Source organism: Pseudomonas fluorescens (assembly GCF_000730425.1).
In the GTDB taxonomy this organism is placed as follows: Bacteria; Pseudomonadota; Gammaproteobacteria; order Pseudomonadales; family Pseudomonadaceae; genus Aquipseudomonas; species Aquipseudomonas fluorescens_X.
Window position 1 is genome coordinate 3,037,531 of record NZ_CP008896.1, and the last position, 12,785, is coordinate 3,050,315.

At 53.7% G+C, this 12,785-nt stretch carries 12 protein-coding genes and 2 pseudogenes; 12 read left to right on the top strand and 2 right to left on the bottom strand.

Features of this window, described 5'->3' with window-relative positions; translation table 11 throughout:
* Positions 1-166 precede the first annotated feature (166 nt).
* Entirely contained in the window at positions 167-496 is a 330-nt protein-coding gene (locus HZ99_RS13425) for a hypothetical protein (protein WP_038443616.1), read from the top strand.
* Between the two features lie 71 nt (positions 497-567).
* Positions 568-1,535, top strand: a pseudogene (locus tag HZ99_RS13430) (DUF932 domain-containing protein).
* A gap of 29 nt (positions 1,536-1,564) precedes the next feature.
* Here HZ99_RS13430 and HZ99_RS13435 read toward each other — a convergent pair.
* Entirely contained in the window at positions 1,565-1,831 is a 267-nt protein-coding gene (locus HZ99_RS13435) for a helix-turn-helix domain-containing protein (protein ID WP_032902013.1), read from the bottom strand.
* A 303-nt stretch (positions 1,832-2,134) separates the two neighbouring features.
* Between HZ99_RS13435 and HZ99_RS28565 the strand changes: the two genes are divergently transcribed.
* On the top strand, positions 2,135-2,794 hold the full coding sequence (locus tag HZ99_RS28565) for a hypothetical protein (RefSeq protein ID WP_127882195.1): 660 nt from the start codon (positions 2,135-2,137) through the stop codon (positions 2,792-2,794).
* Positions 2,795-2,981: 187 nt separating this feature from the next.
* Here the strand turns inward: HZ99_RS28565 and HZ99_RS27795 are convergent.
* Positions 2,982-3,164 (bottom strand): annotated as a pseudogene (locus HZ99_RS27795) (transposase); the annotation flags it as partial.
* 94 nt (positions 3,165-3,258) lie between these two features.
* Between HZ99_RS27795 and HZ99_RS13440 the strand changes: the two are divergent.
* The 9 genes from HZ99_RS13440 (at position 3,259) to HZ99_RS13480 (ending at position 12,744) form a co-directional block, all read left to right on the top strand.
* Entirely contained in the window at positions 3,259-3,555 is a 297-nt protein-coding gene (locus tag HZ99_RS13440; protein ID WP_038443618.1) for an ArsR/SmtB family transcription factor, read from the top strand.
* Positions 3,556-3,610: 55 nt separating this feature from the next.
* Positions 3,611-4,621, top strand: a complete 1,011-nt coding sequence (locus HZ99_RS13445; protein WP_038443620.1) for a zinc-dependent alcohol dehydrogenase family protein — start codon at positions 3,611-3,613, stop codon at positions 4,619-4,621.
* Positions 4,622-5,416: 795 nt separating this feature from the next.
* On the top strand, positions 5,417-6,022 hold the full coding sequence (locus HZ99_RS13450) for a TetR/AcrR family transcriptional regulator (protein WP_032902016.1): 606 nt from the start codon (positions 5,417-5,419) through the stop codon (positions 6,020-6,022).
* Between the two features lie 65 nt (positions 6,023-6,087).
* Positions 6,088-7,245, top strand: a complete 1,158-nt coding sequence (locus HZ99_RS13455; RefSeq protein ID WP_038443623.1) for an iron-containing alcohol dehydrogenase — start codon at positions 6,088-6,090, stop codon at positions 7,243-7,245.
* An 81-nt stretch (positions 7,246-7,326) separates the two neighbouring features.
* A complete protein-coding gene (locus HZ99_RS13460; RefSeq protein ID WP_038443625.1) occupies positions 7,327-8,004 on the top strand; it encodes a type 1 glutamine amidotransferase domain-containing protein in 678 nt (225 codons plus the stop codon).
* Positions 8,005-8,014: 10 nt separating this feature from the next.
* On the top strand, positions 8,015-8,308 hold the full coding sequence (locus tag HZ99_RS13465) for a DUF1330 domain-containing protein (protein ID WP_010562395.1): 294 nt from the start codon (positions 8,015-8,017) through the stop codon (positions 8,306-8,308).
* A gap of 93 nt (positions 8,309-8,401) precedes the next feature.
* Positions 8,402-9,793, top strand: a complete 1,392-nt coding sequence (locus HZ99_RS13470) for an NAD-dependent succinate-semialdehyde dehydrogenase (protein ID WP_038443626.1) — start codon at positions 8,402-8,404, stop codon at positions 9,791-9,793.
* 263 nt (positions 9,794-10,056) lie between these two features.
* Positions 10,057-11,556 (top strand): aldehyde dehydrogenase family protein, encoded by a 1,500-nt coding sequence (locus tag HZ99_RS13475; protein ID WP_010562393.1) that lies wholly within the window; start codon positions 10,057-10,059, stop codon positions 11,554-11,556.
* A 63-nt stretch (positions 11,557-11,619) separates the two neighbouring features.
* Positions 11,620-12,744: an alkene reductase gene (locus tag HZ99_RS13480; protein WP_038448068.1), complete on the top strand. Its 1,125-nt coding sequence runs from the start codon at positions 11,620-11,622 to the stop codon at positions 12,742-12,744.
* Positions 12,745-12,785 lie beyond the last annotated feature (41 nt).

The following is a 12,785-nucleotide window of genomic DNA, read 5'->3' on the forward strand; positions in this document are numbered from 1 at the left end:
GCTGGTTTTTCACGGCTTTGCCGTAGCGTAGTGAGCCGATACGAGTTCAATCAAAAAAATCTCAGACCTATATCACCTCTGTGAACGCCCACCGTATTAACTGCGGTAGGGATTTGGCGTGCCAGCTATATGGCTCATCACGCTCATCACTTGAGAGGATCTGTGTATGTATACCCCTTGCCCAAGCTGTAACTCTGGACGCGTCGTCACGAAAAATATTGGCAAACAAGCAGGTGGATTGGTTGGCGCTGCGGGCGGTGCGGCCAGTGGTGCTGCCGGAGCCCTGTCGGGAGCAGAAGCCGGCGCAGTGCTGGGTGTAATCGGCGGTCCGGTCGGGATCGCCATTGGCAGTATTGCTGGTGCACTTCTCGGGGGACTGTTTGGCGGCGTGGCTGGCGGGATAGCCGGGTCCACGCTGGGCGCACAAATGGATGACAAGGTGCTGAACAACTACCATTGCCTGCAGTGTGGTTACAGCTTCAGCGTCCACCGTTAAGCCGTTGTGAAGAGGTGTCGCTTGCTGATGAAACGACGCTCTTTTCCACTCATTCGCAAGGAATCATTCCCATGGCTCATCTCGTTGAACAAATGGCTTACGTTGGTGCCACGCCCAGGCATGGTCTGGGCAGTCGCCTTTCCCCGAAACAACCGCTTGAAATCTGGCAGCGCGAAGCAGGCATGGACTGGCGGATTCAGGACAGCCCGGTGCACTTCAAGTCCGACAGCATTGGTGCTCTGGGCTCAATTCACACCTTCTCCGAACAGAAGGTGCTATACCGATCCGATACCAAGGCCCCTCTGTCGGTGGTTTCTCAGCGCTACCAGGTGGTGCAGCCACGTGAAGTGCTGGAGTTCTACCGGGATCTGACTGAAGTCTCGGGCTACGAACTGGAAACCGCTGGAGTGCTCAAAGGCGGTCGCAAGTTCTGGGCGCTGGCCCGTACTGGGCAAGGCACGACGCTCCGTGGTAACGACCAGGTAAACGGCTACCTGCTGCTTGCCACCTACTGTGACGGCACCCTGGCCACCACAGCGACCCCGACCATGGTACAGGTGGTCTGCAATAACACGCTGACCATCGCCCTGGACGGCACCACCCGCGCGATCAAGGTGCCGCACAACACCCGCTTCGATCCGCAAGCAGTGAAAAAGCAGTTGGGTATTGCTGTCTCTCAATGGGACGAGTTCATGTACCAAATGAAAAATTTATCCGAGCGAAAGGTTCAGTAGCGTGAAGCAATGGGCTTCTTCACGAACGTACTGCGTGACACCAGCACTGATAGTCCGCTACCGCCAGTCCTTCCCAATGAACGGGCGCTACGCAAGGTGCAGAGCCTACATGAAGGTCAGGACGAGGATCGACATTAGAATCAGCTCAAGGTACCGCCTGGGGATTACTCAATGCTGTAACCAAGTATACGGATCACGAGCGACGGTCCAAGAGCAGTGAGTATCGGGTCGACTCCGCTTGGTTCGGCCAAGGAGCAGCGCTCAAGCAGAAAGCCCTCAAATCCGCACTTCTATTGGTGGGCTAAAGCGGCGGGCAACCGGCTGCACGCTTATCCTAACCTTCCAATTCCTGGGATATTTGTGACAGGAGCATTTCCTTGGACATTTCCGGATCCTGGAGCAACTGGCTTTTGATAAGCACAGTTGCGGGATGAACTCCAAGATGGGCAGAAAGCTCAATTAATTTTTCTACGGAAGGGCTTTTCAAGCCTCGTTCAACATCGCTGACGTAGCTCTGGCTCGGAGCAAGCTGCTCTTGGGCAATACCATGTCTGCTCCTCAGGATTTTCACTGCCATCCCGAAGGCTTGCTTTGAGTTCATTTCTGTTGCTCGCAAAAGCAACGATGAAGCCTTCGGAAGCGCAAAAGCACTATACTCGATTGAGCATATACAGCTAAAATTCGAAAAAACCCTTACACAATTTTTTGATTGGATCGAATGCAAGCAACTAACCACGTGATTGCCATCTCGCAGAGCTAGCTCGTCCCTCTCGTCACCAAGTGGCTCAACGAGTACACACCCTACGGATCGTCAACGGTGGTTACGGCTTTCCAGAAAAAGCAGGGATACATGCATCTTGCTTTTGTTTTTTCTATGCGCTTTTAAATCTGAAAAGGGAATCACATGAAAATCGTGTACAAAATATTTGCGCTTACTTTGATGACGTCCTCTGCATACGCTGTTGATCTATATAGCCAATATTCAACTCCCGACTCTATAAGTTGCACTGGCCCGAACAACAACGTATGCACCGACACTACCCGACCTGACGACATTGTCGTCCAATATAAAGATGCCTATGGCAAAGTCACCATGCAACAAGAGCCCTCTTTTGAAATCATTACTTGTATACGCATTTTAGACAAGTGCATTGATAACGATCGAAACTATCGAGGAAAATCGATAACGGGTCGCGATGTCAAATATGTGGCGTTCAAAGATTTTTATATTTATCCGGGCGGTGACGGCAAAGATTGGGCATACAAAAATGGTACGGGACCTCTATTCGGAGGCGCTCCAGCAGGCAACGTCGTAGGAGCACCTGCGACCTCCACAGTTAAAGCAACGGCTACAGCTACCGGCACCTATGACATATGGTGCGATCCGCAAGGCAATAGCTGCGATCTAACCATAGACGGTGGTAGTGACATGGTCAACCGTGATCGACTACCGGTTTACGTACCGATGGCTTCTGATACCAGTAACTGCTCCATGGAGTTTTGCTATAACTCAAAGCAGGACGTAATTGGTTTGAACCCAGGGTACGCACTCTGGAAAAAGTAACGCCTATTCCCGCTGGCTCGCCAAGAGCCTGAGTATCAAATGTACTCACTCTGGTTGGGCCATGGCGCTGTCATCAAACAACGCGCCCTGCAGCGCTGTGCTGGAACTCGCGGCCTAGCAACACTCATTTACTCAACTATTAAAGCGCCTGGCCAGCTTCTGTTGGCCGGGCTTTTTTTTTGGTTCTTTACGGATTACCGGGAAAGACGCTCTTGATCTTCATGAAAAAGAACTCGCTGTACCGGTAGCCATACGCCATGCGCTTGATGACTTTAATTCGATTGTTTATCCCTTCCAGTTGCCCTGTATGCATCGGCCACCTAACTCGGCTCACAATCCTTCGCCAATAGCGTTTCAGTCGTTTTGCAAACTGAACTGGATGCGTTTTTTTTGACTTCAAACCCTTGCGCCGGGCAATAGATTACTTATTGAACATTTTGTAAAAATCCGTAACATTGCCCGCCATGATACTCGAACAGCTCAAAGCCCTGGGGAATGACACTCGCATGCAAATGATGGAGTGGCTCAAAGACCCACTCAGTAATTTCCCACCTCAGGATCATGGCGATCCTGCCATAGGGGTGTGCGTAACCCATTTGCAGCACAAGGCAGGGCTTTCACCTTCTACCGCGTCTGCACACTTAGCTATCTTGCAACGTGCAGGCTTCGTGCTAACCACCCGCATCGGAAAATGGACTTACTATCGACGCAACGAGGTGGCGATTGATGACTTTGCGGCTAGGCTGACCATCGATTTGTAATTTTTAACCTTTCATTTCGTTATTTCGCGTAATTAGAAAACACAAGGAAACCCCGATGAGCAACAAAACAATCTTCGTCCAACCCGGTGGCGGCTATGAAAAGGTTGTGGTTGGCAGCAGCGAAGCCCGAGCCGCAGCCCACGGCGAAATCACCGTGCGCCTGCACGCCAACTCGCTTAACTACCACGACTTCGCGGTGGTCAGCGGTATGTGGGGCCCTAGCGAAAAACGCATCCCCATGGCCGATGGTGCAGGTGAAGTCATTGCTGTCGGCCCAGATGTCACTGAATTCAAGGTGGGTGACTCGGTCGTCAGTACCTTCTTCCCGGAGTGGATCAGCGGCGCGCCACTAGTTGAAGGCTTTGTTAGCGTGCCAGGTGATGGAATTGACGGCTACGCTCGTGAGCAAATGACTGCCCAAGCCACATCGTTCACCCTCGCGCCGACCGGATACAGCCACGCTGAAGCGTCGACGCTCACCACTGCCGGCCTTACTGCATGGCGCGCTCTGATGGCCGATGACTCACTCAAGCCGGGCGATACCGTGCTCGTTCAAGGCACTGGTGGCGTTTCAATTTTTGCCCTGCAGTTCGCTAAAATGGCCGGCGCTACCGTCATTGCTACCTCTTCAAGCGACGAAAAACTTGAACGTCTGAAAGCACTAGGCGCTGATCATGTGATCAATTATCGCAAAGATCTTAACTGGGGCGAAACTGCACGCGCTCTAACGGGGGGCCGCGGTGTTGATCACATCATAGAAGTCGGCGGCCCTGCGACGCTTGAGCAATCGATGATTGCAATTCGGGTTGCTGGTCACATCTCCGTCATCGGGATACTGAGTGGCGTAAGCGGTGCAATGAATTTTGTACCGGCATTGATCAAGCAAGTGCGCCTGCAGGGTGTGTTGGTAGGCAGCCGCAGCCAGCAGCAAGATATGGTCCGAGCCATCAACGTTAACGGTATGCGCCCGATTATTGATCGTCATTTCCCTATGAGCGAGATTGTCGAAGCGTTCAAGTATCAGGAAACCAACCAGCATTTCGGCAAAATTTGCCTGGATATCTAAGCGCGCATGAATGGCCATGATCCGTATGCCCACCTCAAAGTCGTGCCGAGGTGGCTGCCGACGCAGCGCGAGACGGATTTGCCCATTGCTGTCTGTCGCAACCGGCAGCAGTGGGTCGACTCACCCATGCTGTGCTCCGAGGCAATCAGCTAAGAAGCAGTCATTCTAAGTGCCATGAAAACGATTCGATTTAGCCCCTCTAGTCAAAGCAGAATCATTAGGGCTACAACGATTTTGTCATGCAGTTATTGGGTTGAAGAATAGACAATCGTAGGCATTCTCACAGAGCCATGGTCGCTCTCTGCTGGTCATGGTCACGCAACGTGATGGTGAAATCCGATGCAAATGCTTGGTCAGGTCGAATGCAAATGGCTGGGCAAGCCCGTGCAATTACCCACCGTTCTAGCCCACAGATCCGGATAATCCGCCCAGCAGCCGCTCCGGCTCAAGCCATAGTACGGGCAGCGCGATGTTTTTCGTCAAATTTGACGCGTACAGCTCGTTGTCCAAAACTCTGGCGGGCCGCTTGGTTTACGATGGATGTCAAAACTCGTTCCCAGCCTAAGCAATGCTGTAGCAAAATCAGCTCGACTCGAGAAGAGCTGCAATTTGCTCCCCTCCGGCGAGTATCGTAGATCTTTCTTCCTAACGCGGCGGCGATCATCGGACCGACATAATGCTGCGCATCAAATGAAGTGATGGCTGGCTCACGAACTGCGATTATCAAGATTTCGTCGGAGGGCTTGCTCAAAACCCAAAGTAGACGACTGGTCTAATTGTTGGTATGGTGCGTCCATGAATACGATGACCACCACCGATGTACGGCAACACATCCTCGACACGGCTCAAAACATCATTGCCGGGCGAGGATTCACAGCTGTTGGTTTGAGCGAAATCCTTAAATCTGCGAATGTGCCAAAAGGTTCGTTCTATCATTACTTCAATTCCAAGGAAGCATTTGGCGAGGCGCTCTTGGAGAGCTATTTCAGTGACTACATGGTGCAATTGGAAACGCTATTGAACCGTCCAAGTGTATCAGCAGCACAACGCTTGCTGGCCTACTGGGCTACCTGGATTGAAACCCAATCAGCCTGTTATCCCGCCGAGGGGAAATGCTTGGCAGTGAAGCTTGCAGCGGAAGTCAGTGATCTATCGGAGCCAATGCGTATGGTGCTCCAGGATGGCATGGAAGGAGTAATTACTCGTCTCGCCAATGTGGTGAGTGACGCTGTAAACGATGGTTCTCTGCCGGGCGATACTGACACCCGCGGCTTGGCGACCATGCTGTACCAACTTTGGCTCGGAGCCAGTCTAAGGACCAAGGTCACGCGTGATCAGATGCCTTTGCAGGCGGCCTTCGAGACTACTTCTCTGTTACTCAGTCAGGTATCCGACCGATGAAATTTTCAATGTAAAAAATTTACTCAAAAAATATACGACTGGTCTATTTAATCGGAGTTAAAGCAATGTTTAATTTTGACTTCTACAACCCTACGCGAATCGTCTTCGGCAACGAAACCATCAGCCGCCTGGATGAACTGGTTCCGGCTGCGGCCCGCATCCTGCTGCTCTATGGTGGCCAGAGCGCTCGTGCAAACGGTACGCTCCGCGAAGTCCGTGACGCATTAGGCTCTCGGGAAGTGCAAGAATTCGGGGGTATAGAACCAAACCCCAGCTATGAAACGCTAATCAAGGCTGTTGATCAGGTTCGCACCCATCGCTTGGATTTTCTCCTGGCTGTCGGTGGAGGTTCGGTCATCGATGGCACCAAGTTCGTTGCCGCTGCTGTTGGCTACGAGGGTGATGCTTGGGACATTCTGGAAACGCGGGGTGCAAGTATTCGACGAGCGCTGCCATTTGGCACCGTTCTGACCCTACCGGCAACTGGCTCGGAAATGAACAATGGAGGCGTGGTTACTCGCCGGGCGACACAAGACAAGCTGCCGTTTCGAAGCGCTTACATGTTTCCACAATTCTCGATTCTCGATCCCACCAAAACCCAAACCCTCCCCACCCGTCAACTCGCAAACGGCGTTGTCGATGCGTTCGTGCATGTCATTGAGCAGTACCTGACCTACCCAATCGATGCGCGCGTCCAAGATCGTTTTGCCGAAGGTCTTTTACAAACGCTGATCGAAATTGGCCCCCTTGTACTGAAAGAGTCCGCGGACTACAGCACGCGTGCCAACCTCATGTGGACGGCCACTTTGGCGCTCAATGGCCTGATCGGAGCGGGCGTACCACAGGACTGGTCCACCCACATGATCGGCCATGAGCTCACCGCGCTGTACGGCATCGATCACGCACGGACCCTGGCCATCGTACTTCCTGCGAACCTAGAGATTCGTCGTGAAGCCAAGCGCGCGAAGCTGCTGCAGTACGCCGAGCGGGTTTGGCAGATCAGCCAAGGGGACAAAGAACAACGGATTGACATGGCCATACAACAGACCCGGATGTTCTTCGAGAGCCTGGGCTTACCGACGCACTTATCCGCCTACAAGCTCGGCACTGACGCTATACATGCGCTAATAAACCAGCTCGACACACACCACCTCACCGCACTCGGCGAACACAACAACGTCAGTTTAGACGTCAGCCGCCGTGTGCTTGAAGCGAGCCTATAAGCCAACCTCCAGCACTGCTTATCCACACAGGCAGCGCATTACAAAACATCCACAAGCATGCACAAATGCAAGGTATACGACATGAAGATTCTCCTCGTTCTGACTTCCCACGACCAGCTTGGTGACACTGGCGAGAAGACCGGTTTCTGGCTCGAAGAGCTGGCCGCGCCTTACTACGCCTTCATCGACGCTGGCGTGCAAGTGACCCTAGCATCGCCGAAAGGCGGTCAACCACCCATCGACCCAAAGAGCAATGAGCCCGACTTCCAGACAGACGCCACCCGTCGCTTTCAGACCGATTCAGTCGCCACTCACGCGCTGGCCAACACCGAGAAACTGAGCGACGTGATCAGTTCCGAGTTTGATGCGGTGTTCTACCCTGGCGGCCATGGCCCACTGTGGGATCTTGCGGAGAACACCTTTTCTATCTCTCTGATCGAGCAATCAATCCAATCCGGCAAACCTGTCGGAGCGGTTTGTCACGCACCAGCGGTTTTGCGCCATGTCAAGTGTGTAGATGGCAAACCTCTGGTTGCAGGCAAGACAGTAACCGGTTTCAGCAATAGCGAGGAGGCTGCGGTGGGTCTAACTCAAATCGTGCCTTTCCTGGTAGAGGATATGCTCAAGGCAAATGGTGGGCGCTATACCAAGGGTGCTGACTGGAGCGTTCATGTCGAAGTCGATGGGTTGCTCGTAACTGGCCAGAACCCAGCTTCCTCTGAAGCTACGGCTCACTCGCTGCTCAAACTGTTGGCCTGAGACTACGTCAATGTCCGCCTACGTAGTCTTCACACGTGAACACACCACAGACGAGGCTGAGTTGAAACTCTATGCCCGTAAAGCACCGGCGGCACGCCAGGGTCGGAACCTCACACCATTGGCCTTCTACGGCCAACTGGAGGTGCTCGAAGGCGGACCGATTGAGGGCGCAGTCATTCTTCAATTTCCGGACATAGCAGCAGCTCGAGAGTGGTACTCCAGCCCCGCCTACCAAGAGGCACTGCAACATCGTCTTAAAGGTGCGGTTTACAGAGTATTCCTGATTGATGGCATCAATCATTAGTAAATGCACCAAAATATTCCCGCAGTTTAGGTCCTGTCTACTTACCAGCCTCATTAACAAATCAAATTTACTTAAAATTACTGGAGAAACAGCATGGCATACGCATCCGTTAATCCCTATACAGGTGAAGTTCTAAAAAGTTTTCCAGATGCAACAGATATTCAGATTGAACAGGCTCTTGAGGCGTCTCACAACGCATTTCTTGTCTGGAAGAATTGCTCAATCGCAGAGCGTGGGGCCGTCCTTCAGCGAGCTGCCGACCTGCTGCGCGCGCGAGCAAACGACTATGCCCGGTTGCTAACACTGGAAATGGGCAAGATCACTGCCGAAGCATTAGGTGAAGTAGAAATCTCAGCAAGTATCTTTGAGTATTACGTTAAACATGCAGAAGCTTTGTTAACTCCGCAGAAGCTGCCGGTAGCCGACCCAGCCGAGGGTGAAGCAATCTTGGTCCATGAGCCGTTGGGCACTATCCTGGCCATTGAACCATGGAACTTTCCTTACTATCAAATTGCTCGCATTCTCGCACCACAGTTGGCAGCGGGTAATACCGTGCTGCTCAAACATGCTTCAAACGTACCGCAATGTGCCGAAGCTTTCGAACAACTACTGCTTGATGCTGGTCTACCTGCTGGCGCATTCAGCAACATGTACGCAACTCGCCAGCAAATCGAGACAATCCTCAACGACTCTCGAGTACACGGGGTGGCACTGACCGGTTCCGAAGGCGCAGGTGCCATCATCGCCTCCCAGGCTGGCAAGGCACTGAAGAAATCTACATTGGAACTGGGGGGGGCAGATGCCTTCATAGTTCTGCGCGACGCTGAACTGAAAAAGACCGTGAAGTGGGCTGTTGTAGGCCGTCACTGGAATGCTGGACAGGTGTGCATATCATCCAAACGCATGATTGTAGTGGAAGAAGTCTACGATGAGTTCCTGCGCCTTTATGCCGAAGGTGTAGCACAACTGAAGGCCGGCGACCCGTTCGATCCGGAAACAAATCTAGCCCCCCTGTCATCTCAAACTGCCGCCGACGAAATCCGCGCGAAGATTCGTGAAGCAGTCAACTACGGTGCTACGGCCACCGAGGTTGGGCCCAAGGTACCAAGCAAGGGTGCATTTGTTCAACCGACCATTCTGACCAACCTGACGCCTGATAACCCTGCCTACTACTGGGAGTTCTTCGGTCCAGTCTCGATGATCTTACGAGCTAAAGACGAAGAAGACGCGATAGTTATCGCCAACGACTCTCCGTTCGGGCTCGGTGGTTCGGTATTCACCGCAGACACCCAGCATGGTGTTGAGGTTGCTAAGCGCATCGAGACAGGCATGGTGTTCGTCAATCACCCAACGTCATCGAAAGCCGACCTACCTTTCGGCGGAATCAAAAGATCTGGTTACGGTCGCGAGCTGATTGGTTTGGGAATCAAGGAATTCGTCAACCACAAGCTGATTAACGTCATGGATATCGACGCGCCGTTCTGACTTACATCTTCACCTCAATGCAAACAGGCCTCAGTGCTTTTATGCAGCAGCCCCCCCCTCTTTGATGAAGAGATCGGGGGGGGGGGCTGGACTACGTAGCCAAGCCTGGCGCGCAGCACAGCGCGCTCCCCGCCGATCCAGAAGCAGGCTGAAAAAGTGCGGCGATAGGAATGCCTGCGCGAATACACAACTACATATTGACATATATCAATATCTCAAATAATCTCAACCAAACCCATCGCACTTACCTCAGGAGGTAACCCATGCAAAATTCCAGTGATACCCATCCGAGCTACCTTCCCGACAACAGCTACGGCCTGTTTATCGACAACCAGTGGGTGGCGGCCGAAAACGGTGAAACCCTCGACATTATCAACCCCGCCAACGGAAAAATTCTCACCAACATCCCAAACGCCACAGCTGCCGACGTCGACCGCGCGGTGCAGGCCGCAAAACGCGCCTTCGTGACCTGGCGTACCACCTCGCCAGCGGAACGCGCCAATGCGTTGTTGAAGATCGCCGACCTGCTGGAAGCCGATGCCGATCGGTTCGCCGTTCTGGAAACCCTTGATGTAGGCAAACCCATTCGTGAAAGTCGCTCCGTCGACATCCCACTGGCGATTGATCATTTCCGCTACTTCGCCGGCGCAATCCGCAGCCAATCGGATGAGGCGGTCATGCTGGATGAGCAAACACTCAGCATCGCTCTCAGTGAACCCCTCGGCGTCGTGGGCCAAGTGATTCCGTGGAACTTCCCGCTTCTTATGGCCGCCTGGAAGATCGCTCCAGCCATCGCGGCGGGTAACACCGTAGTCATCAAACCTTCTGAGCTAACCCCGGTAACCATCCTTGAACTGGCGAAGATCTTCGCCAAGGTACTTCCGGCCGGCGTGGTCAACATCGTCACAGGCTTAGGCACCTCAGTTGGCCAGGCCCTACTGGATCATCCAGACCTGCGCAAGCTTGCCTTCACTGGCTCGACGCGTGTCGGCGAACTCGTCGCCAATGCGGCAGCGAAGAAAATCATTCCTGCCACCCTTGAACTGGGCGGCAAGTCAGCCAACATCGTTTTCCCCGATGCGAACTGGGACAAGGCCGTGGAAGGCGCAGTCCTCGCCATCCTGTGGAACCAAGGCCAAGTCTGCGAATCCGGCGCACGGCTGTTCGTTCACGAGTCCATCTACGAGCAATTCCTGGCTGAGCTCAAGCATAAGTTCGAAGCTGTGCGTGTGGGTGACCCATTGAACCCAGACACCATGATGGGCGCACAGGTCAGCAAGACCCAGATGGAACGGATCCTCGGCTACGTTGATATCGCCAAACAGGAAGGTGCCGAGGTACTGATCGGCGGCGGTCGCCTTACAGGTGCCGATTACGATGCCGGCTTCTTCATCCAGCCAACGATTCTGGTCGGTGTTCGCAACGATATGCGCGTCGCCTACGAGGAAATTTTCGGCCCTGTTCTGTGCGTCATTCCTTTCAAGGATGAAGCGGAGGTCATCGCCATGGCCAACGACTCCGAGTACGGCCTAGCGGGCGCAGTCTGGACCCAAGACATCAACCGGGCGTTACGTGTGGCACGCGCGGTGGAAACCGGACGTATGTGGGTAAATACCTACCATGAGATCCCTGCCCACGCCCCCTTTGGTGGCTATAAGAAATCTGGCCTAGGACGGGAAACTCACAAGTCAATGCTGGAAGCCTACAGCCAGAAGAAGAACATCTACGTCAGCCTCAACGAAGCACCGCTCGGGCTCTTCTGACCTCGCTGATCCATGTTTTTTTGACCTATAACATCGAATATTTTAGATATGCAGGTAAACGAAATGACACAATCAGAACTTTTTAAAACCACTCAGCTGGGCCCATACACCCTCAAGAACCGTATCGTTCTGCCGCCACTGACGCGTTCGCGCAGCTCCCAACCCGGCAATATTGCGAACGACCTAATGGCCACATATTACCGTCAGCGCAGCGGTGCTGGCTTCATGGTGACCGAGGGCACACAGATCGAACCCCGAGGACAGGGTTATGCCTGGACACCCGGCATTCATAGCCCAGAACAGATACAAGGCTGGCGTAAGGTCACCGACGCTGTTCACGCCGAAGGGGGGGTGATCTTTGCTCAACTTTGGCATGTAGGCCGCGTGTCGCACACATCGCTGCAACCCGGTGGTGAAGCGCCCGTCGCGCCATCAGCCATCCGCGCGGACAACGTCAAGGTGTTCATCGAAACTGGCCCCGGCACGGGTGCACTGGCCGACCCATCGCCCCCCCGAGCCCTGTCCACCAAGGAGGTAAAGGAACTGGTTGAGCTCTACGCCCAAGCAGCCCGAAATGCTTTGGACGCAGGTTTTGACGGGGTGGAGCTTCACTGCGCGAACGGGTACCTGGTAAACCAGTTCATTTCGGCCCATACCAACCAGCGTGATGATGAATATGGCGGTTCGCTGCAGAACCGTCTTCGCTTCCTGCGCGAAATCACCCTGGCCGTTGCTGGTGTCGTCGGCAAGGAGCGCATGGGAGTTCGCTTCGCCCCGCTGTTCGCGACCACAGACGAAGACCGCGTATACCTTGGCCTGGTCGAAGAAGATCCTCACCAAACCTACATCGAGGCAGTGAAGATCCTCGAGGAAGTGGGCATTGCCTACCTGTCGCTCGCCGAAGCCGATTGGGAAAACGCACCCGAGCTGCCTGAGACGTTCCGGGAAGATGTTCGTAAGACCTTCAGCGGCAAGATTCTCTATGCCGGCAAGTACACCGCTGAACGAGGAAATCGCGTGATAAAAGCTGGCTGGGGCGACCTGATCGCTTTTGGTCGCCCCTTCATTGCGAACCCCGACCTGCCCGCTCGTATCGCCAACAACTGGCCGCTTCACCCAGTTGATCCAAGCAGCATGTACGGCGGTACCGATAAGGGCTACACCGACTACCCGACTTACAAATCCTAAACGCTCAATGCCACGCCCCATAACTCAGGGGCGTGGCTCAG